Source organism: Cereibacter azotoformans (assembly GCF_021391315.1).
GTDB classification, from domain to species: domain Bacteria; phylum Pseudomonadota; class Alphaproteobacteria; order Rhodobacterales; family Rhodobacteraceae; genus Cereibacter_A; species Cereibacter_A azotoformans.
Genome location: NZ_CP090021.1, coordinates 814,347 through 835,211, shown reverse-complemented (window position 1 = coordinate 835,211; position 20,865 = coordinate 814,347). Strand labels below are relative to the sequence as shown.

At 68.8% G+C, this 20,865-nt stretch carries 19 protein-coding genes and 2 pseudogenes; 9 read left to right on the top strand and 12 right to left on the bottom strand.

All coding sequences use genetic code 11. The features are described from left to right. Nucleotides 1-12 precede the first annotated feature (12 nt). Entirely contained in the window at nt 13-693 is a 681-nt protein-coding gene (locus tag LV780_RS04150; RefSeq protein ID WP_108221378.1) for a hypothetical protein, read from the bottom strand. A 390-nt stretch (nt 694-1,083) separates the two neighbouring features. Between LV780_RS04150 and LV780_RS04145 the strand changes: the two genes are divergently transcribed. Then, nucleotides 1,084-3,438, top strand: a complete 2,355-nt coding sequence (locus tag LV780_RS04145) for a putative bifunctional diguanylate cyclase/phosphodiesterase (protein ID WP_108221377.1) — start codon at nt 1,084-1,086, stop codon at nt 3,436-3,438. Between the two features lie 9 nt (nt 3,439-3,447). Here the strand turns inward: LV780_RS04145 and LV780_RS04140 are convergent, their stop codons facing one another. From LV780_RS04140 to LV780_RS04100, 9 genes are all read right to left on the bottom strand, one after another. Then, nucleotides 3,448-4,260 (bottom strand): metallophosphoesterase family protein, encoded by an 813-nt coding sequence (locus LV780_RS04140; RefSeq protein ID WP_011907999.1) that lies wholly within the window; start codon nt 4,258-4,260, stop codon nt 3,448-3,450. After that, nucleotides 4,257-5,174, bottom strand: a complete 918-nt coding sequence (locus tag LV780_RS04135) for a diacylglycerol/lipid kinase family protein (RefSeq protein WP_101340857.1) — start codon at nt 5,172-5,174, stop codon at nt 4,257-4,259. The genes LV780_RS04140 and LV780_RS04135 overlap by 4 nt, the downstream gene beginning before the upstream one ends. Before the next feature lie 73 nt (nt 5,175-5,247). Further along, a complete protein-coding gene (locus tag LV780_RS04130) occupies nt 5,248-5,820 on the bottom strand; it encodes a class I SAM-dependent methyltransferase (RefSeq protein ID WP_108221376.1) in 573 nt (190 codons plus the stop codon). Between the two features lie 127 nt (nt 5,821-5,947). Next, on the bottom strand, nt 5,948-6,997 hold the full coding sequence (locus LV780_RS04125) for an AI-2E family transporter (RefSeq protein ID WP_011907996.1): 1,050 nt from the start codon (nt 6,995-6,997) through the stop codon (nt 5,948-5,950). A 189-nt stretch (nt 6,998-7,186) separates the two neighbouring features. Further along, on the bottom strand, nt 7,187-8,464 hold the full coding sequence (locus tag LV780_RS04120) for an amidohydrolase family protein (RefSeq protein WP_108221375.1): 1,278 nt from the start codon (nt 8,462-8,464) through the stop codon (nt 7,187-7,189). Next, nucleotides 8,464-9,411: an ABC transporter permease gene (locus LV780_RS04115; protein WP_011907994.1), complete on the bottom strand. Its 948-nt coding sequence runs from the start codon at nt 9,409-9,411 to the stop codon at nt 8,464-8,466. The genes LV780_RS04120 and LV780_RS04115 overlap by 1 nt, the downstream gene beginning before the upstream one ends. Beyond that, complete coding sequence (locus tag LV780_RS04110; protein WP_108221374.1) at nt 9,408-10,451, bottom strand: ABC transporter permease; 1,044 nt, start codon at nt 10,449-10,451, stop codon at nt 9,408-9,410. Before LV780_RS04110 ends, LV780_RS04115 begins: the two co-directional genes overlap by 4 nt. Next, nucleotides 10,441-11,961 carry an ABC transporter ATP-binding protein gene (locus tag LV780_RS04105; protein ID WP_108221373.1) on the bottom strand — a complete coding sequence of 507 codons (1,521 nt, stop codon included), beginning with the start codon at nt 11,959-11,961 and terminating at the stop codon, nt 10,441-10,443. The genes LV780_RS04110 and LV780_RS04105 overlap by 11 nt, the downstream gene beginning before the upstream one ends. Beyond that, a complete protein-coding gene (locus LV780_RS04100; protein ID WP_108221372.1) occupies nt 11,958-12,962 on the bottom strand; it encodes a BMP family protein in 1,005 nt (334 codons plus the stop codon). The genes LV780_RS04105 and LV780_RS04100 overlap by 4 nt, the downstream gene beginning before the upstream one ends. Before the next feature lie 256 nt (nt 12,963-13,218). On the opposite strand from LV780_RS04100, the gene LV780_RS04095 reads away from it, so the two are divergent. The 6 genes from LV780_RS04095 (at nt 13,219) to LV780_RS04070 (ending at nt 18,760) form a co-directional block, all read left to right on the top strand. After that, nucleotides 13,219-14,319 (top strand): ABC transporter substrate-binding protein, encoded by a 1,101-nt coding sequence (locus LV780_RS04095; RefSeq protein WP_011907990.1) that lies wholly within the window; start codon nt 13,219-13,221, stop codon nt 14,317-14,319. 146 nt (nt 14,320-14,465) lie between these two features. Then, complete coding sequence (locus LV780_RS04090; RefSeq protein WP_108221371.1) at nt 14,466-15,347, top strand: ABC transporter permease; 882 nt, start codon at nt 14,466-14,468, stop codon at nt 15,345-15,347. Beyond that, the gene (locus LV780_RS04085; RefSeq protein WP_011907988.1) at nt 15,344-16,135 is read left to right on the top strand and encodes an ABC transporter permease; all 792 of its coding nucleotides are present in this window, start codon (nt 15,344-15,346) and stop codon (nt 16,133-16,135) included. The genes LV780_RS04090 and LV780_RS04085 overlap by 4 nt, the downstream gene beginning before the upstream one ends. Before the next feature lie 16 nt (nt 16,136-16,151). Continuing rightward, nucleotides 16,152-17,210, top strand: coding sequence for an ABC transporter ATP-binding protein (locus LV780_RS04080; protein WP_108221370.1), 1,059 nt, complete (start codon nt 16,152-16,154; stop codon nt 17,208-17,210). Nucleotides 17,211-17,266: 56 nt separating this feature from the next. Then, nucleotides 17,267-17,695 (top strand): hypothetical protein, encoded by a 429-nt coding sequence (locus tag LV780_RS04075; protein ID WP_011907986.1) that lies wholly within the window; start codon nt 17,267-17,269, stop codon nt 17,693-17,695. Nucleotides 17,696-17,734: 39 nt separating this feature from the next. Continuing rightward, on the top strand, nt 17,735-18,760 hold the full coding sequence (locus LV780_RS04070) for an aldo/keto reductase (protein WP_108221369.1): 1,026 nt from the start codon (nt 17,735-17,737) through the stop codon (nt 18,758-18,760). 87 nt (nt 18,761-18,847) lie between these two features. On the opposite strand, the gene LV780_RS04065 is transcribed toward LV780_RS04070, so the two are convergent. Further along, complete coding sequence (locus LV780_RS04065) at nt 18,848-19,171, bottom strand: 2Fe-2S iron-sulfur cluster-binding protein (RefSeq protein WP_011907984.1); 324 nt, start codon at nt 19,169-19,171, stop codon at nt 18,848-18,850. 110 nt (nt 19,172-19,281) lie between these two features. Here LV780_RS04065 and LV780_RS04060 point away from each other — a divergent pair. Together LV780_RS04060 and LV780_RS21900 are read left to right on the top strand one after the other, a co-directional pair. Further along, nucleotides 19,282-19,656: pseudogene (locus LV780_RS04060) on the top strand (OB-fold nucleic acid binding domain-containing protein); the annotation flags it as partial. Nucleotides 19,657-19,831: 175 nt separating this feature from the next. Beyond that, nucleotides 19,832-19,960, top strand: coding sequence for a hypothetical protein (locus LV780_RS21900; protein ID WP_267964956.1), 129 nt, complete (start codon nt 19,832-19,834; stop codon nt 19,958-19,960). A 587-nt stretch (nt 19,961-20,547) separates the two neighbouring features. On the opposite strand, the pseudogene LV780_RS04055 reads toward LV780_RS21900, so the two are convergent. Then, nucleotides 20,548-20,850, bottom strand: a pseudogene (locus tag LV780_RS04055) (transposase); the annotation flags it as partial. Nucleotides 20,851-20,865: the final 15 nt, after the last annotated feature.

Below are 20,865 nucleotides of genomic sequence, written 5' to 3'. Positions count from 1 at the left end.
CAAGGCGGTGGCTCACTGGGTGGGGGCGGCAAGAGGCGAGAGGTTGCGGCGGCTGCCGGTGGCCGTTGCGGCCTCGGGCACGGGCGACGCGAAGCCGAGGCTTGCGGCGTCGATCGGTCGCAGCGCCTCGTCGGGTCCGCCGCGGGCGCAGTTGCGCATCATCACGTCCAGCGCCTCGGTCTGCGGGGGCAGCGGCCGCGCGGTGGGCGGCATCCGCCGCATCGCCAGCACGCAGACCGTATCCACACCCATCCGCCGCTCCGCATAGACGACGGAGCCGAGCGCGTCCTCGCGCGTGTTGAGCGCGCTTTCGCTGGCCCGGCCGAAGGGCGCGGGCAGCCGGCCCTCGGCATCGGCGAAGGAGGCAAGCTGCAGCCGCGGCAGCACCGGGCCCGCGGCGACTCGGGCGCGCAGAAGCATCATGTTGTCGCCCTCGAGCGTCGTGGCGTTGGGCAACGCGATGCGCTGCTCCACATCGCCCCCGAGATCACGCTCCTGCACCAGAAGTGCGCCGGGCACCGCGACCCAGCGGCGGCTGTCCGGCACGCTGAGGAACTGCGCCGTCTCCTCGCGGATGGAGAGGGCCGGCCGCCCGGGGATCGACGTTTCCTGACAGCCGGCGATCGCCAGAAGAGCCGCCCCGAGCAGAAATGCGGGCCTCAGCGAGGCGCGAAAAGTGCAAGCCTGTGTCATCCTTGCTCCGTCACAGCAGATCCGATCGCGACCTTCCCCGACGGGAGGACTCAAGCGATCTGCATCGCATTCCTCGTCCTTTGTCGCTACTTTTTATCAAAACGAGCCCACCGGAATTCCCTGACTGTTGTAGCACTGCATCCTTAAGGAGGTGTAACGCCAGAAATACAGGCCTCCGGCGCGCATGACCCATTCGAAATGGAGAATGGTGGTGACTTCCTTGCCAAGCCGGCGCAATATGTTGAGGACCTTGAAGACCTTCTCGATCTGATCTGACCGGCCCTCGCCAGAGGGGCTCTCCCCTAACGGTTTGACAGTGCCTTCGGCTGTGCTCTAGGTTGAAACCACGGTCGGGTCCCTCCCCGCCTGAACAGAAGACGAAGCCGATCGATGACGGGCAAGGGACAGGGTGGATCATGGGTGCCGACGGTCGTTTCCTCGACCGGGAACGGCAAGTTTCATGCCAGCCCCGCGGCATTGGACCTCATCGACCTGATGGGCCGGCTGCTGCGGTCGGACGATCCGGCCGGGATCCAGGAGGCGCTGGCGCATGTGGCCCTGAGCTGCGGTGCGGATGTGGCGCAGTTCTGCCGTGCCGTTCCGGGCGGCGATCTGGAGACATGCCACCACTGGGCGCGCGATCCTTCCGCGGACGCACCCCGAACAGGTCTGGCCCTGCCCGTCGGAGAGACGCCCCTGGTGCTTCGCGACCGCGCCGATGCGGGGGATGCGGCGCTGCGCGCGCAGCTCGAAGCGGCGGGCCTGCGGTCGGTCGTGGCGATACCGGCGCTGCGGCAGGAGGCGCTTGCGGGCAACCTCCTGCTGGGCTGGCGATCCCAGGGGCCCGGTCTGCCGCCCGAGGATCTCGCCGTTCTGCGGTCGCTGGTCGAGGCGATGCTGGCCGCGGCCGAACGGCGTGACCACGAGGGACGTCACGCCCTGTCCCTGCAGGCGCTTCAGGACGACCGTATGTTGCTCGAGGCGATCCTGCGCACCAGCAACTCGGCCATCATCGCCTTCGACGGCGAAGCCCGGATCGTCTTTGCCAACGAGGAAGCCGCGGGCCTGCTGGGGACAGAGCCCAAGGCGCTGCGGGGATGCACACTGGAAGGCATCGGCTGCCGGCTGCTGTCGCGCGACGGCGAACCGCTTGCGCCCGAGGCGATGCCGGTCCGGCAGGCGATGGCGGAAGGTCATGCTCTGCGCGGGCTCCATCATGTGCTGATCGGCGCCGACGGGCGCCAGCGTATCCTGTCGGTCAATGCCGCGCCGGTCGCGGGCGGCGATGGCGGCGGCGGAGTGCGCGTCGTGGCGACGGTGGATGATGTCACCGGCCAGGTGTCGGCCGACAGCGCGCTACGGACCGCGCTGGCCGAGGCGCATCAGCTCGCCTTCTTCGATCCGCTGACCGGGCTCTACAACCGCCGCGGCGTGGTCGAGGTGCTGCGCGACTGCCTGCAGATCTGCGCGCGGGAAAACTCCTCACTGGCCCTGCTCTACATCGACATCGACGGGATGCGGCAGGTGAACGGCACCCGCGGGCACTGGCTGGGCGACCGGGTGCTTCAGGCTCTGGCCGCGCGGCTCGAGGATCTGCGGCACGACGGCTGCGATCTGGGGCGGATCTCGGCCGACGAGTTCGTGCTCACCTGCAGCGAGAGCCACCCCGATCCCGCCAGCGCCGTGGCCGCCGCCGAGGTCTCGGCCGAGCGTGTGCTCACCGAGTTGCGCAAGCCGCTTGTGGTCGATGGGCTCACCATCGAGATCACCGTCTCGATCGGCCTCGCCGCCATCACGGCCGAGGACACGGTCGAGGGCCTGCTGAAGGGCGTCGATCTGGCGGTCATGGCCGCCAAGGCCGCCGGTGGCGACCGCGCCTGCGCCTACCGCCCCGACATGGAGCAGGACATGGTCGGGCGCGTCGCGCTCGCGCAGGAATTGCGCGAGGCGATCCGGCGCGACGAGTTCCGCATCTTCTTCGAGCCGATGGTCCGGCTGGGCGACGGCGGCCTCGAGGTGGTCGGGCAGGAGGCGCTGATCCGCTGGCAGCATCCGGTGCGCGGCCTGCTGTCGCCCGTGGCCTTCATCCCCTTCGCCGAGGAAACCGGGTTCATCCGCGACATCGACCGCTGGGTCCTGCGCGCCGCGGCGCTGGAGCTGGCCCGCTGGGCCGACGATCCCGAGCGGCGCCACCTGCGGCTGTCGATCAACATCAGCTCGGCCCAGTTCCTCTCGGACGAGTTCGGGCAGATGGTGCGCGAGGTTCTGGCCGAGACCGGGGTCGATCCGACCCGCGTCGAGCTTGAGGTGACCGAGGGCACGCTGCTGTCGAACCTCGGCCTCGCACGGGCCACCATGATGGATCTGCGGTCCCTGGGCCTGTCGATCGCGCTCGATGACTTCGGCACCGGCTTCTCCTCGCTCAGCTATCTGCGGGACCTGCCGGTGGACGTGCTCAAGATCGACCGGAGCTTCCTCGGCGGGCTGTCGGAGTCGAAGGCGAACCGGACGATTCTCGAAGGGATCATCGGCCTCGCCTCGGGCCTGGGCGTGGCGCTGGTGGCCGAAGGTGTCGAAACGACCGCGCAGTTTGCCTGGCTGCGGGCCAAGGGGTGCCGGACCTTCCAGGGCTATCTCTTCGGGCGCCCGACGGACGCGCCGCAGCTGACCCTCCCCCCCGAGGTCGAGGCTCTGGCGGCGCCCGCGTCGGTCGAACGTGCGGCGCTGGGGCACGGTCAGGGCTGAAGACGGCACTCAGGCGGAATCGGTCGTCTCCATCCGCCACTGGCCGCCGCCGCCGCGGAAGGTGCGGGTCTCGGTCGGCCGGAAGCCCGACCCATCCTCGAGCGCGGTGTGGCGCTGCACATGGATGCGGTCCGCCGAGACCTCGAGAAGGTTGAAGTCGTTCGGCTCGCCCCGCACACGGGTCGAAAGGCCCGTGCCCGCATGAACCTGCAGGACGACGCCCCGCCCATCCACTTCAGCGAAGGGCCCGACGCGCCAGGTGTGCAGGTGCCCCGACAGGATCACGTCGGCGCCACATTCGGCCAGTTCGCCGATCGCTCGCCCCGCGCCGCGCATCAGCTCCTTCGTGTCCTCGGGCGTATGTTCCATCGGATGATGCACCACCACCACCCGCACCCGGCTTTCCTCGTTGGCAAAGATGCGGCGGATTCGCGCCAGCGAGCGCGAGCGGAACCAGCCCTGCTGCCAGGCCAGCGGATTGACCGTGTTGGCCCCCGCCACGATCATCTCGTCATCCTCCCAGCAAGGTTCGAGATCGCGGCCGAACCAGCGGCGATACCGCTTCCAGGGCTTGACGAGACGGACATAGAGATTGTGGAGCGGCACGTCATGGTTGCCCGGCACCACCAGCACCGGCGGCTTCAGACGCTCGACAAAGGCCGCCGCCGCCCGGAACTGCGCCTCTGTCGCCCGCTGCGTCAGGTCGCCCGAGATCGCCACCAGATCGGGGGCGAGCCCGTTGACCGTCTCGATCAGCGGGCGCAGAAGCTCGGGCCGGTCGCGGCCGAAATGCAGATCGGACAGGTGGAGCAATCGCTTCATCGGACCTCTCGGTTCCAGTGTTCGGGAACGGTGACCTCGAGGGCGCCCTCGATCGCCCGCAGATCGAAGGGCGGCACCATCCGCTCGCGCTCGCCGTCGCGGGCAACATGCCAGACCCGACGATGCCCCTGCGGCAGGTCGATCTCGACATGCGGGCCGCTCATCATCATGTAGTTCTGATCGACGCTGGCATAGCCCAGCGCCAGCGCCACGGCGTTGCGGAACATGCCAAGCCGCCCCGTGTTCGGCGCGATGAAGACCACCAGATCCCCGGCCGCCACCCGCTCGGCGCCGTCCAGGTTCATCTGCTCGAGCTGGAAGGCGTTGTTCACGACAAAGACCAGCGGCGAGCGCACGACGCGCTCCTCGCCCCCGGCCCGGACGCGCAGCCGCAGGGGCCGTCCCATCCGCGCCAGAACCTTGAGGACCGACCAGTAGGCCAGCGCCCGGCTGCGGCCCCACCGCTTGTAGATCTCCTCGCGCGTCTCGAGGATCGCGGGATAGACGCCGAGGCTTGCGTTGTTCAGGAACACCTCGTCGTTCACCGTGGCGATCCGGATGGGGGCGGTGCGCCCGGCGCAGATCACCGCGACCGCCGCCTCGAGTTCCTGGGGCAGAAGCAGGGACCGGGCGAAATAGTTGAAGGTGCCCAGCGGCAGGATCCCCATCCGGCGCCCCGAGCCCGCCATCGCCGCTGCGACAGCGCAGATGGTGCCGTCGCCGCCCGCGGCCACGATCGTGCCGAAGCCGCGGTTCACCGCCTCCGCCGCCACCGAGGCGAGGCGGCTGCCGTCTTCGACCAGTTCCAGGTGAACCGGCACCTGCTGCGCCTCGAAGGCGGCGCGGACGCGATCCGCGTCCTCGCCCTTGCCCGAACCGGCATTCATCACCACGCAGATATCCGGCTCGGGCATCATGGTCTCCGCACTCGCGCTCCGCGGCCCTGTCGCCGCCGGGCCAAACGTTCCCGGCGGGGCGCGGTTCCTCTCAGGCCGCGGCCGCGCGGTCGGGCTCGAAGACGTCGATGCGGAACAGCCGGTCGAGGTTGCAGGCCGTCAGCGACCGGCCAAGGGCCGCGCCCAGCCGCGCCTGAGGGCGGAAGGCCTCGTCCGGCGCCTCGAACAGCAGGCTGCGCAGGCAGAGGATGTCGGCCGCGGGCGCGACCGCCTGCAGGCGGAGCGCCAGCCGCTCCAGTTCCTCGGGGGACAGGTCCTGCAGCACGCCGTTCAGCACGACGAGATCGAAGGGGCCCTCGGGAATGTCATGGGGCACCCGCCCCTGAAGGAAGTCGGTCCGGGCAAAGCGCGCCGGCAGGGCCCGCGCCTCGACCAGCGCCTCGGCGTCGGCATCAAGCCCGACATACTGATCGCAGCGCACGACCAGGCCGCGCGCCAGCGCCCCCGCGCCGCATCCCAGTTCCAGCACCCGGCGGTAGTGCTGCCGCGGCAGGAACGCCAGGGCCTGACCGAACATCCGCCGTTGCGGGAAGCTCAGGGCAACGGTGGGATTGCCCGCAATGTCGAGGCAGCGGTCCAGTGTCTGGGCCAGGGTCACACTCATCTTCGTCTTCTCCGGGGTTGTCTTCGGCCGCAAGAGGCGGCGGCGTCAGCACAATTCCCGGCGCCCCTCGGCGTTCCCCCCTTTATCCGAAAGGAGAGGACTGTTGCGGCAATGCCGCAGGTTCCTCCTAAAGTTGTCTTTTTTCTTGCATTGGTTGATCCGGCGGATCCCGCAGAAGGAGCGTCTCCTGCCTTTCTTCAAGATAATCATGCACATAAACCTCACGCACCAGGGCGAGCACCAGCGCGGCCAGCGGCGTGGCAAGCAGAAGCCCCATCAGCCCGAACAGCACCCCCATCAGCAGTTGCGCCGAGATGATGAGGGCCGGCGGCAAGGAAACCCTCTCCTTCTGGATGATGGGCGTGACGACGTAGCTCTCGACGGCCTGGACGGTGAGGAACACGGCCAGCACCAGCCCCACCTGGCTCCAGCCCTCGGGCATGGCCAGCAGCAGCGCCGGCACGGCCGAAAGGACCGGACCGATGTTCGGAATGAAGGTGAGGATCGCCGCGATCAGTCCCAGGATGAAAGCCAGCGGGATGCCGATGAGCCAGAGCCCGAGCCAGGTGAAGAGCCCGACAAAGCTCATCGAGATCAGTTGCCCGCCCAGCCAGTTGCGCAACGTATGTCCCGCGACATCCATCACTTCCTCGCCGCGCGGGCGCAGCTCCGGGGACAGCAGCGCCCGCAGGCCGCGCCGGTAGAGACCGGGATCAATGGCCGCATAGAGGCCCACGAAGAGGATGATGACGAAGTTGCCGATCGCGCCGAAGGTGGCACTGACCGCGGTCGAGGCAAAGCCGCCCTCGCCCGACATCAGCCGCGACGGGGCCAGGCGGCCCAGGAGCGAGGGGCCCCAGCTGAAGCTTGAGATCCTGTCACGCAGGCTTTCAAGCGCCGGCGGAAGCTGGCGCGCCAGTTCGTCGGCCTGCTCGAGCATGGCCGGAGCGAAGGCGAGGAAGCTGCCGATCAGCCCCGCCGTCACCAGCAGGATGAAGAGCGCAATGGCGCCCCCCCGTCCGACGCCGGTCACACGCGAGACGAGCCCCGCTCCGGCCGAGAGGAACACGCCGAACAGGATGCCGGCGAAGATCACCAGAAGAACGTCAGCCGCCAAGAGGATCAGGAGCGCCAGCACGAAGGCCAGCACCGAAAGGGAAACCGCGCGCCGGCTCATCATGCCTCCGTCCGTGGTGCGGGGCCGATGAGCCCGTGGACAGAGGCAACGTGGTGGCGGGCAAGCTGTTCCGAAGCCCCGGCGGCGGGCTGCGAGCTCAAGTGAGGGGGCACGTCGTCGCGGATCGCATCGCGTGGATGCCGCCGCCGCGATCCCCTCGCGCTCCGGGCCCGCGACCGGCGTCCCTCCTCAGCGCGGCGGCAACTCGTGGCGGCGGCGCACCGTCGCGGGACGGCCCGGCAGGCCAAGGCGCGCGTCGTTGCGCGCCTTCTCCGAGACGACCTGCCCCTTGGCGATCACGCAGAGCCGGTCGGGCCGGAGCCGCAGCGCCTCGACCGGGTTGCCCGCGTCGAGCACCACGAGCGAGGCCACCGCCCCTTCCCTCAGCCCGTAGTCGAGGCCCATGATCTTCGCATTCTCGGCCGTCACCATGTCGAAACAGCGCCGCATCTCGTCGGGATGGGTCATCTGCGCCACATGGAGGCCCATGAAGGCCACGTCGAGCATGTCGGCCGTGCCCAGCGAATACCACGGGTCGAGGACGCAATCCTGCCCCCAGCCCACGGTGATGCCCAAGGCCTGCATCTCCTTGACCCGCGTCAGGCCGCGCCGCTTGGGGAAGCTGTCGTGGCGGCCCTGCAGCACGATGTTGATGAGCGGGTTCGGGATCGCCGCGATCCCGGCCTCGGCGATCAGCGGCAGGAGCTTGGAGACATAGTAATTGTCCATGGAATGCATCGAGGTCAGATGCCCCGCCGCCGCCCGGCCCTGAAGGCCCGTGCGCAGCACTTCGGCGGCATAGGTCTCGATATGGCGGCTGAGCGGATCGTCGGTCTCGTCGCAATGGAAATCGATCGGAAGGCCACGGTCCGCCGCGATCTCGCACAAGTCGCGCACCGAGGCCGCGCCGTCCGCCATCGTCCGCTCGAAATGCGGGATGCCGCCCACGACATCCACGCCCATGTCGAGCGCGCGCAAGAGGTTCGCCCGCGCCGTCGGGTCGCGGTAGAGCCCGTCCTGCGGAAAGGCCACGAGCTGCAGGTCCATCCAGCCCTTGACCTTTTCGCGCACCGCCAGCATCGCCTCGACACCCAGGAGCCGGTCGTCGCAGACATCGACATGGGTCCGCACGGCCAGAAGACCCATGCTCGCCGCCCAGTCGCAATAGGCCAGCGCCCGCTCGGCCATGGCCTCGACGGTCACGATCTCCTTCAGCTCGCCCCAGAGCCGGATCCCCTCCAGAAGCGTCCCGCTCGCATTCACGCGCGGCAGCCCATAGGAGAGCGTCGCATCCATGTGGAAATGGGGATCGACGAAGGCCGGGCTCACCAGATCGCCCGTGGCCTCGATCACCCGTCCGGCCTCGGTCCCGAGCGCCCCGATGGCGGCGATCCGGTCGCCCCGGATGCCCACATCGGCCACGCGCCCGTCGGGCAGCGTGCCCCCCTTGACGATCAGATCGAACATCAGCGTTCTCCCCTGTTGAACGGCTGCATCAGCGCCGCAGGCACTTCGGCCCGGCGCGACATGAGGACAAGCGCCGCGATCGAGAGCGCATAGGGCGCCATCAGGAAGAGCTGGTAGGGCACGACCTGCCCCACCGGCGTCTGCTGAAGCCGCACCTGCAGCGCGTCGAAGGCGGCAAAGAGGAGCGCGCCGAGCACGGCCTTGCCGGGCCGCCACGCGCCGAAGACCACCAGCGCGATGCAGATCCAGCCGCGGCCGTTCACCATCTCGAAGAAGAAGCTCGAGAAGGCCGAGAGGGTGAGGAAGGCGCCCCCGACCGCCATCAGCCCCGAGCCCACCATCACCGCGCCGATACGGAGCCCGGTGACCGAGAGCCCCTGCGCATCGACCGCCGAAGGATTCTCGCCCGCGGCCCGCACGGCCAGACCGAGCGGCGTCCGCCAGAGGACCAGCGCCGTCAGCGCCGCCACGGCAAAGGCTGCGTAGGTCAGCGGCGTCTGGGCAAAGAGCGCGGGCCCCAGCAGCGGGATCTCGGACAGGAGAGGCACCTCCCAGACGGCGAAGGGCTCGATCCGCGGCGGGCTCGTGACCTCGGGCAGGATCAGCCGATAGGCGAAGTAGCTGGTCGAGGTGGCCAGGAGCGTGATCCCCAGCCCCACGACGTGCTGCGAGAGGCCGAAGGGCACCACGAGCACGGCGTGCAGAAGGCCGAAGAGCATTCCCGACAGCATGGCCACCGCCACGCCCTCCCAGAGCCCGGCCCCCGCCCAGACGGTGATCCAGCCCGAGAAGGCGCCGATCACCATGATCCCCTCGATCCCGAGGTTCAGCACGCCCGCCCGCTCGCAGATCAGCTCGCCCATCGTGGCGAAGATCAGCGGCGAGGCGATGCGGACCGCCGCGGCCCAGAAGGTCGCGGACAGCAGAATGTCGAACAGGCTCATCATCCGCGCACCACCCGGAACCGGATCAGAAGGATCGCCAGCACCATGAAGAGGAGCGAGGTGGCCAGCAGCATGTCGGCGATGTAGGTGGGCACGCCGGCGGCCCGGCTCATGCTGTCGGCGCCGACGAAGACGCCCGCCACGAAGAGCGCAGCCGGCACCACCGCCAGCGGATTGAGCAGCGCGAGCATGGCCACGATGATGCCGGTGTAGCCGAAGCCGGGCGACAGATCGAGCGTGAGGTGCCCCTTCAGCCCCGCCACCTCCGAGAAGCCCGCCAGCGCCGCAAGCCCGCCCGAGAGGAGCGCGGTCTTGACCAGCACACTGTCCACCGGGATGCCGGCAAAGCGCGCGGCGCGGGCGTTCAGACCCACCGCCCGCATCTCGTAGCCGAGCGCGGTGCGCCGCTCGATCACCCAGACCGCGACGGCCGCGATCAGCGCAAGCGCGAAGCCCCAATGGAGGCGCAGGCCATCCACGATGCGCGGAAGGCGGGCCTCCTTCGCCAGGGGCGCCGACTTGGGCCAGCCCATTCCCATCGGATCCTTCAGCGGCCCCTCGAGGAGGTAGCTGACGAAGAGCAGCATGATGAAGTTGAAGAGAAGCGTCGTCACCACCTCGTCCACGCCGAAGCGGGTCTTGAGCACGACCGGCCCCAGCAGCACCACCGCCCCCGCGGCCATGGCGGCGAGCGCCATCAGCGGCAGGACGAGGGGGCCGCCGACCGCACCCGTGCCCAGAAGGACCGTGACGATGGCCCCGGCGTAGAGTTGCGCCTCGGCCCCGATGTTCCAGAGCCGGGCGCGGAAGGCCACGGCCACGGCAAGCCCGGTGAAGATCAGCGGCGTCGCGCGGTTCAGCGTCTCGAGAGCGGCGAACTTCGACCCCACCGCGCCCTTCACGATCAGGCCCAGCGTGGCGAGCGGGTCGGCGCCTGCCACCGCGGCCAGGCCCGAGGCCACGGCGATGGTGGCCAGCAGCGCCGCGGCCGGCAGTCCGGCCCGGCGAAGCGCCGAGGGATTGGCTACAGGCTCAAGCCGCATCGGCGAATCCGTGGCCGGCCATCCAGAGGCCAAGTTCGGCCTGGCTCATCGTGCCGCGGGCGAAACCGGGCGAAAGGCGCCCTTCGGACATGACATGAACGGTGTCGGACAAGGACATGATTTCATCCAGATCTTCCGAGATGAGGATGACCGCGGCCCCCTCGTCCCGCGCCTTCAGCAGGCGGGAATGCACATAGGTGATGGCCCCGATGTCGAGGCCCCGCACCGGCTGGTTGGCCAGGATGATCCGGGGGCCGGGCTCGAGCACGCGGCCGAGGATCAGTTTCTGCATGTTGCCCCCCGACAGGAGGCGGATGCGCGTTTCGGGGCCGGGGCAGCGCACGTCGTAGGTGGCGATGATGCCGTCGGCAAAGGCGCGGGCCGCGCGCCAGTCCATCCAGCCGCCCTTCGCGAAGCGCGAACGGTAGCCTTCGAGAATGGCGTTCTCGGTCAGGGTGAAGTCGGCGATGGTGCCGGTGGAATGCCGGTCCTCGGGGATGCGGGCGATGCCCGAGGCCACGGCGGTTCGCGGCGTCCACCGGACCACCTCGGCGCCCGCCAGCTCGAGCCGCCCCTCCTCGGGGCGCACGAGGCCCGAGACGAGGTCGGAGAGCGCCGCCTGCCCGTTCCCGGACACGCCCGCAAGCCCGGTGATCGTGCCCGCGCGCAGATCGAGGCTGACGCCGCGCAGGCCGGTGGCCGAGCCTTGCGACGGCGTCGTCACCCGGTCGAGCCGCAGGAGCACCGGGCCCGGCTTCGGCGGGGCGACGGCGGGCGGCATGATCTCCTCACCCACCATCAGCGCGGCCAGCCGGTGCCGGTCGGTCTCGGCGGTGGCCACCTCGCCCACCACCCGCCCGTGCCGCAGCACGACGCAGCGGTCGGCCACACCCATCACCTCATGCAGCTTGTGCGAGATGAAGATGATCGACAGCCCCTTCGCCACGGCGAGCTTCAGCGTGCGGAAGAGCGCCTCGGTCTCCTGCGGGGTCAGGACCGCGGTCGGCTCGTCGAGGATCAGGATGCGCGCGTCGCGGTAGAGCGCCTTGAGGATCTCGACCCGCTGCCGCTCGCCCACCGAGAGCGTGCCCACCCGCGCGTCGGGATGGACCGCAAGGCCGAAGTCCCGCGACAGCGCCTCGATCCGCGCGCGCGCCGCCCTCCGGCCGAGGGACAGGCGCCAGAGGGGCGCGGTCCCGAGAAGGATGTTCTCGAGCACGGTCAGGTTGTCGGCCAGCGTGAAATGCTGGTGCACCATGCCCACGCCGGCCGCCAGCGCGGCGCGCGGATGGCCGGGCGGCAGCGGCTGGCCGAAGACCTCCACCGTGCCCTCGTCGGCCACATAATGGCCGAAGAGGATGTTCATCAGCGTCGTCTTGCCCGCGCCGTTCTCGCCCAAGAGGGCCACGACCTCTCCCCTGTGCAGGGAGAGGCTGATGCCGGCATTGGCCAGAAGGGACCCGAACCGCTTGGTGATCCCCGAAAGACGCAGGACGACCGGATCGATCACGAGGATTTCGGCTCGCTGTCGTCGATGGCGACGGTGAAGGTGCCGGCCCGGATCGCGGCCTCGCGCTCGGCCACGAGGGCCTTGGCCTCTTCCGGCACCTTGTCCTCGAAGGTGCCCAGCGGCGCGAGCGACGAGCCGCCTTCCTTCATGAAGGAATAGACGCCGTAGTCGGCGGCCGTGAAGTTGCCGGCCTGAACCTCCTCGACCGCCCGGTCGAAGGTCGGCTCGAAATGCCAGATCGCCGAGGCGACCACCGTGTCGGGATAGTCGCCCTGCGTGTCGATCACGTTGCCGATGGCCAGCACGCCCCGCTCCTTCGCGGCATCCGACACGCCGAACCGCTCGGCATAGAGAAGGTCGGCGCCGTTCTCGATCATGGCGAAGGCGGTCTCCTTCGCTTTCGGCGGATCGAACCACGAGCCGATGAAGCTGACCTGGAAGGTCACGTCCGGCTTGACCTCGCGCGCGCCCGCCATGAAGGCGTTCATCAGGCGGTTGACCTCGGGGATCGGGAAGCCGCCGACCATGCCGATGTTGCCGGCCGTCATGGACCCGGCAATGAGACCAGTCAGGTAGGCGGCGTCCTGAATGTAGTTGTCGAAGACGGCGAGGTTCGGGATCGACTCGTCGGGCGGCAGGCTCGACCCCATGAGGAAGGCCACGTCGGGATATTCGGCCGCCACCTCGCGGGCCTCCTGCTCGACGCCGAAGATCTCGCCCACGATCAGCCTGACGCCGCTTTCGGCATATTCGCGCATGACGCGGGGATAGTCGGTGTTGGCCACATTCTCGGTGAAGGTGTATTCCACCCGCCCTGCAGCGCGGGCCGCCTCGGCGGCCTTGTGGATGCGGCTGACCCACTGCTGCTCGACCGGCACGGTATAGATGCCGGCGACCTTCAGCGCCTCCTGCGCGCGCAGCGTCCGGGGCAAGGCCCCCAGCGCAAGCGCCGCCCCTCCGGCCATCAGAAGCCCGCGCCGTGTGGTTGCGAATCCCGTCATGTCACCCTCTCGTCCTGTCGGATAAGTTTTGCGCGACGGTAAGACGGTGGCGCGCCACGGGCAAGGCCGCCGCTCCTGCCCGAAAGTCGGGCAGCCTGTCGGAATCGTTACAGACTGATTAATCCGCGAAAAATCTGTTACCTGCTCCGGTTAGGGAACTTGCCAGAATCCGTTTCAGGCCGTTAGCTGACACTAATCGCCGCTCCGCTCGCGGAAGAACGGCATTCGGCACGACAACAACCGGGAGAAAGTTCCGATGACGATCAAACTTGCACTGGCTGCTTCGGTCAGCCTTGTGGCGGTCGCCGCCGCCTCGGGGGCCAGCGCGCAAAGCGCCGAACTCGTGGAGGCCGCGAAGGCTGAAGGCATGCTGACCACGATCGCCCTGCCCCACAACTGGTGCGGCTATGGCGACGTGATCGCGGGCTTCAAGGCCAAGTATCCCGAGATCACCGTGAACGAGCTGAACCCCGACGCGGGCTCGGCCGACGAACTGGAGGCGATCCGGGCGAACAAGGACAACAAGGGCCCGCAGGCGCCCGACGTGATCGACGTGGGCCTCGCCTTCGGGCCGCAGGCCAAGGACGAGGGGCTGATCGTTCCCTACAAGGTCGAGACCTGGGACGAGATCCCCGACGAGATCAAGGATGCCGACGGCTACTGGTATGGCGACTATTACGGCGTCATGTCCTTCGGCGTGAACACCGACCTCGTGACCGAGGTGCCGACGAGCTGGACCGCCCTTCTGGACAGCCAGTATGCGAACGCTTTTGCGCTGGCGGGCGATCCGCGCGCCTCGAACCAGGCGATCCTTGCCGTGATGTCGGCCGGTGTCGCGGCCGGCGCCGAGCCGGGCGAGGCTTCGGCGCAGAAGGGGCTCGAGTTCTTCGGCGAGCTGAACAAGGCGGGCGGCTTCGTTCCGGTGATCGGCAAGGCGGGCACCATTGCCCAGGGCCAGACGCCGATTGTCGCAGCCTGGGACTACAACCTGCTCTCGTGGCGCGACGAGCTGAAGGGCAACCCGCCGCTCGAGGTCATCATCCCCGAGGGCCCGAGCCTCGCCGGCGTCTATGTCCAGGCGATCTCGGCCTATGCGCCGCATCCGAACGCGGCCAAGCTCTGGATGGAATATCTCTATTCGGACGAAGGTCAGCTGGGCTGGCTCAAGGGCTACTGCCACCCCGCCCGCTTCAACGCGATGGTCGAGGCCGGCAAGGTCCCGCAGGAGCTGCTCGACGCGCTGCCGCCGGCCGAGGGCTACGCCCGCGCGGTCTTCCCGACCATCGAGCAGCAGGAGGCCAACAAGGCGGCCGTCACCGCCGGCTGGGATGGTGTCGTCGGCGCCAACGTCCAGTAACGCAAGCGCCGGCCCTCGCCCTGCGGGCGGGGGCCTTCGCTCCGGGGGCTCGAGGCGTCCGCGCGCTGTTGGAACGGCCGCGCGCGCCCCGAGCTTCTTCCGCCTTCGCCCGTCTGGCGGAGGCTTCCTCGCCTGACGGACCCTGCATGACCGACCTGCCCCCGCCGAGCGCCCGACGCCGCGTCTCGCTGCCGCTGAACTGGTTCGGCGTGGCGCCCTTCCTGCTGTTCGCGCTGCTGTTCCTGTTCCTTCCGACGATGCATATCGTGCTCGGCGCCTTCCGCACGCCGGCGGGCGACTTCACGCTTGCCAACATCAGAGGGCTCTTCACGCCCTCGATCATGAACGCCTTCTGGATCTCGATCCGGATCAGCCTGGTGACAGCCCTGCTCGGCTGCGTCGCGGGCTTCCTGATCGCCGCGGCCGTGACGCGCGGCCCCCTGCCCAAACCGCTGCGCGGCTTCGCGCTGACCTTCTCGGGGGTGGCGTCGAACTTCGCGGGCGTACCGCTCGCCTTCGCCTTCATCGCGACGCTGGGCCGGTTGGGCTTTCTCACCGTGATCCTGCGCGACTGGTTCGGCTTCAACCTCTATGGGACGGGGTTCAACCTGATCAGCTTCCTCGGGCTGACCCTGACCTACCTCTATTTCCAGATCCCGCTGATGATCCTCATCATCACGCCCGCCCTTGACGGGCTGAAGCGCGAGTGGCGCGAGGCGGCCGAGACGCTGGGCGCGACGGGCGCGCAGTACTGGCGGATGGTGGCGCTGCCGGTGCTCTGGCCCTCGTTCCTCGGCACCTTTGCGCTGCTCTTTGCCAACAGCTTCGGGGCGGTGGCGACCGCCATGGCCTTGACCGGATCGCAACTGTCGATCGTGCCGATCATCCTCTTCGCGCAGATCCGCGGCGACGTGCTGCAGGATCCGCACCTCGGCTATGCCATCGCCTTCGGGATGATCGTGCTCACGGGCCTTGCCAACCTCGTCTATATCGTGCTGCGCACGCGGGCCGAGAGGTGGGTGAAATGAGGTCGGCCAAGCTCTGGTCCTGGATCGCGCTGATCGCGGGCATCCTCTATTTCTTCCTGCCGCTGATCGGGATGTTCGAATTCTCGCTGCGGGCGCGCCGCGGGGAATACAGCTTCGACGCCTATGCCAACGTGCTGGGCGATCCGGCCTTCCGCGCGACCTTCGGCTATTCGGTGCTGATGGCGCTCTTCACCATCGCCTTCGGCATCCTGCTCGTCGTGCCCACCGTCTTCTGGGTCCGGCTGAAGCTGCCCCGCTGGCGCCCGGTGATCGAGTTCATCACGCTTCTGCCGCTGGTGATCCCGCCCATCGTCATCGTCTTCGGCTACATCCGGCTCTACAACACCTCGAGCTGGCTGCCGCTGACCGGCAGCGCGATGGGGACGAACCTGCTTCTGATGTTCGGCTACACGATGCTGGCGCTGCCCTACATGTATCGTGCGGTGGATACGGGCCTGCGCACCATCGACGTGCAGACCCTGACCGAGGCGGCGCAAAGCCTCGGTGCGGGCTGGATCACCATCATCGCGCGGCTGATCCTGCCCAACGTGCTGGTGGCGGTCCTGTCGGGGGCCTTCCTCACCTTCGCCATCGTGATCGGCGAGTTCGTGCTGGCGGCGCTGCTGAACCGCCCGGCCTTTGGCCCCTACATGGTCTGGATGGGCGCCAACAAGGCCTACGAGCCGGCGGCGCTGGCCGTGATCGCCTTTGTCGTCACCTGGGCCTGCATGGCGCTGATCCAGCTGGTGACCCGCCTGTCGAAACACACCCGAGCCCAACAAAGATGAGTAGGAACACAGCCTGATGGCCTTCCTGGAGATCGCCCGGCTGGAGAAATCCTTCGGCCCCCTGCGCGTCGTGCGCGACTTCAACCTGACCGTCGAGCAGGGAGAGTTCGTCTCGCTGCTCGGGCCCTCGGGCTGCGGCAAGACCACCGTCCTGCGCATGGTGGCGGGTTTCGAGATGCCCGACCAGGGCGCCATCCGCATCGAGGGCAAGGATGTCGTCCGCCAGCGCCCGAACGCGCGCAAGATCGGCATGGTCTTTCAGGCCTACGCGCTCTTTCCCAACCTGACCGTCGCGCAGAACGTGGGCTTCGGGCTGAAGGTCGCCGGTGTGCCGCGCCGCGAGGCGGTCGAGCGGGTGGCCGAGATGCTGGCGCTGATCGGCCTGCCCGATCTGGGCGCGCGCTACCCGTTCCAGCTCTCGGGCGGGCAGCAGCAGCGCGTGGCGCTGGCCCGCGCGCTGGCCGTGCGGCCGCGCGTGCTGCTGCTGGACGAGCCGCTCTCGGCGCTCGACGCCAAGATCCGGGTGAGCCTGCGCACCGAGATCCGCGCCATCCAGCAGCGGCTGGGCATCACCACCATCTTCGTGACCCACGATCAGGAAGAGGCCCTGTCGATGTCCGACCGGATCGTGGTGATGAACGGCGGCATCGCCGAGCAGGTGGGCACCCCCTTCGAGATCTACAACCACCCGACGACCAAGTTCGTGGCCAACTTCGTGGGCACGATCAGCACGCTCGTGGCCGAGGTCGAGGATCCGGCGGCGGGAGAGGTCCGCGTCGCGGGCCAGACGATCCGCCTGCCCCAGCCGGTCGAGGCGCCGCGCGGTGGCCGCATCGGGCTCGCGCTCCGCCCCGAGGCGCTGCATCTCGGGCCCGGCGACGGGCGCGACACGATGCTGCCCGCAACCATCGCCGACGTGCAGTTCCTGGGCAGCGTGATCCGCCTGCAACTGCACACGGGCGGCACGACGGTTGCTCTCGACACGTTCAACCGGCCCGATCTGCCCCCGCCGCAGGTGGGCGCCCATACGCAGGTCAGTTTCGCGGCCCGCGACGTGATCGTGCTCGAGCACTGAGGCGGCCGGGGAACCTGTTCCGCCCTCGTGGCCTTCCTTCGGAAAGGGAGGCGCCGATGGACAGACGGATCATCCTGGACGGGCTGGTGGAGTTCGAGACGCTCGCGTTGCGCGGCGGGATCAGGATCGAGCTGTCGGACGAGGACGAGCGCCTCACGGTCGTGACCGAGTTCGAGGAGGCCGACCCCGACTCGCCCGCAGGCTTCCGCCTGCTCGACCTGAGGCAGGAGTTCGAGGTGCGCGGCCGGCTCTGCGAGGCCGGCATCGTGCTGAACGCGGGCGGCATGTACGCCACCTGCGTGGCGGGGCGGCTCGGGCGCTATGTCGCCGAGCGGCTCGTCGAGGTGCAGGAGACGGAAGGAACGGTGCAGGAGCGGCTTGCCGCCGCACGGGATTGTCTTCTGCGCCACGCGGACGACCATGAGGAAGAGGTGCGGCAGGCCCTGGTGCGCTGCGCCTTCCTGGGCCGGACGCTGGCCGACTGAAAGCGGGCGCGGCGGGGGCCGCGCAGGCAGGAGGATCTGATGCGATTGGCAATGCGTGACTTTCACCGGGCGGGGCGCCCGCTCCGTTTCACGAGTCTCGGCCTCGGCACGTCGCCGCTCGGCAATCTCTACCGGGCGATTTCGGACGCCGAGGCGCAGGCGCTGCTCGAACGCGCCTGGGCAAGCGGGGTGCGCTACTTCGACACCGCGCCGCTCTACGGCTACGGGCTGGCCGAAGAGCGGCTGGGCCGGTTCCTCGCGGACAAGCCGCGGTCGGAGCATGTGGTCTCGACCAAGGTGGGCCGGCTCCTGCGGCCGGTCGAGCCGGGCGAGAAACGCGACGGGCTGGGCAAGTTCTTCGAGGTGCCCGAGCGCAAGGAGCGGTTCGACTACGGCTATGACGGGGTGATGCGGTCGCTCGAAGCCTCTCTGGGCCGCTTGGGCCTCGACCGGGTGGACATGCTCTTTGTCCATGATCTCGACCTCTTCACCCACCGCTCGCAGGAGGCGCTCGAGGCGAGGCTGGCCGAGTTCATGCAGGGCGGCTACCGGGCGCTGGTGGAGTTGCGCGACCAGGGCGTGATCGCGGCCTTCGGCGCCGGCGTGAACGAGTGGCAGCCCTGCCAGTGGCTGGCCGAGCGGGGCGACTTCGACCTGTTCCTGCTCGCCGGGCGCTACACTCTCCTCGAGCAGGAGGCGCTCGAGAGCTTCCTGCCGATGGCGGAAGAGCGTGGCATCGGCATCGTCATCGGCGGGCCCTACAATTCCGGCGTGCTGGCCACCGGGCCCCGGCCCGGCTCGTTCTACGACTACCGGCTGGCGCCGCAGGCGGTTCTGGACCGCGTGGCGCAGATCCACACGATCTGCGAGCGCTGGGGCGTGCGGATGTTCGAGGCGGCCTTCCAGTTCCCGCTGCGCCATCCGGCCGTGCTCTCGGTGATCCCCGGCTCGCAGTCCATCACCGAAGTGCTGGAGAACCGCATCGCGGCCGACGCCGAACTTCCCGATGGTCTCTGGCAGGATCTGAAGGAGGCGGGCCTCCTCCACCCTCTGGCCCCGGTCTGATCCGGTCGCCCGCCGCCGACCGGGGCAGCCTCCATGCGACAGGGGGCCCCGGCATCCGCCGCGACGGGCTGATTTTCGGGGCGTTCCTCAGATCTGCTTTTCGGGAATGAAGACCTTCAGCCCGTCGAGCGACTCGGTCACCTTGATCTGGCAGGTGAGGCGCGAGCGGACGGGATCGGGCTCCCAGGCGAAGTCGAGCATGTCCTCTTCCATCGCCTCCTTGCGGGGAAGCTTCCCGACCCAGGCGGGATCGACATAGACATGGCAGGTGGAGCAGGCGCAGGCGCCCCCGCAGTCGGCCTCGATCCCCGGAACGCCATTGTCGCGCGCGCCCTCCATCACGGTCAGGCCGTTGGCCACATCGATGACATGCTCGGTTCCGTTATGTTCGACATAGGTGATCTTGGCCATCTTGCCCCGCTCTTGGCTGCCTCGCAGTGCCGAGAGGCTTAGGGCAATCCGGCAGGCTTGGCCAGAGGCGGGGGCTTGCCTGTTGCGGCGCGCCGCTATATGTTCCCTCTATGTTCCCCAACTCTCCTCCTCCCCCACGGTGGCTCGGCCTGACCCCCACCCCCCAAAGCTGGCCCCGCACCCCCAGGGCCGTCCCCGCGGCCCGGCTGGACGAACCGCCTTCGGGCGCGCGTGTGGCGGTGGCGGGCCTGGTCCTCGTGCGCCAGAGGCCGGGAACGGCAAGGGGCGTGATCTTCCTCACGCTCGAGGATGAGACCGGCGTGGTCAATGTGGTGGTCCGGGCCGGCATCTACGAGCGTTTCCGCCGTGAGGTGGTTGCGGGAAGGCTCCTGCGCGTGACGGGCCGCCTCCAGCGCGAGGGGAAAGTGGTGCATGTGGTGGCAGAGGAGATCGAGGATCTCTCGCACCTGCTCGACAGCCTTCTGCATGACGAAGCCTGCACGCTCCCGCCACCGCACGACGAACCGGCCGAGCGTCCACCGCACGATCTGGAAGCGCGGGTCGCTGCCGATCCGGCCAGGGTAGGAGATGGCCTGCCTCGCGCGGCGTAAGGGAAGACCGAGTTTTCCTCTGTTTCGACCGGACGCTTGGGCCTGGCAGATGCCCGCCGGCGGTGGTTGGGGGCTGCCGATCCTCGGCCTCGTGACCGTGGGGCTCGGCATCCTGCACAGCGCGCGGGGCGCCGAGGCCGCGCATCCGGCCCCGACGCCCGCGATAGCCGACTCCTGATACGCCTGCCTGCCGGAGCCGCGCACCCGCGTTTTCCTGCCGCTCCGTCGTGGCTGGGACCGGTTGCGACCGGCCCCTTTTTCCGTTTGCAATCCCCGGTGCCGCGGCGAGCGTCCGGGCCGCGCCCCTCATCCGGCCGGTCCCCGGTCCACCCCCACTGCCACCCGTTGAGCAAAGACGAGGAAGCCGCCGCCATGTTGTCGGAGGCTTATGCGCATGCTCCGACTGAGCCAAAAGCAAGAGCGAACAAGGCATTTAGGCTCCAGACTTCGGTAACGGGTCCGTCCCGGTCAAGCCGTTTTGCGCATGGGGATGTGCCGCCGAACGGCGATTTTCTGCCTTGAGCAAGTGATCTGCCTCCCTGTTCGGCGGCCTTCGACTGAGATCGCCCCGGGTGCATGCTTCGGTCCGTGGTCGGCGCGAAGGCCGCCAACATGATGCTGGTTCAATGCAGTTTCGGTGTGCCCATCTCATTGGCGTGCTCGATGCTATCGGCATCAGTCCTGAGCACGGCATCACCGGAACCGCGTCCCGTGGGGACCTCGAAGGCCCGCGATCAGGCGGGCAGCGGTCTGGAACCTCTATCTTCAGCCGGCAGGAAACACCGGAAGATCGAAGCGGAAGTCGGTGTCGTCCTTCCACATGCGGTGCAGGATCACGGCGATGCGCCGCGCCAGTGCAACCATTGCGCGCTTGGCACCACGACGGCGCGCGAGTTTCGCCGCCCAGCTTCGCAGCCAGTTCGCCCTCCCGCGATGCATCATGACGGTGGCAGCCTGACAGAGCGCGCGTCGAAGATTGACGTCGCCCGCCTTGGTGATCCCGCCAGAGACATCGCGCTCGCCCGATTGGTTGCGAGACGGCGTCAGGCCGACCCACGGCCCGACCTTCGGTAACGGGTCCGT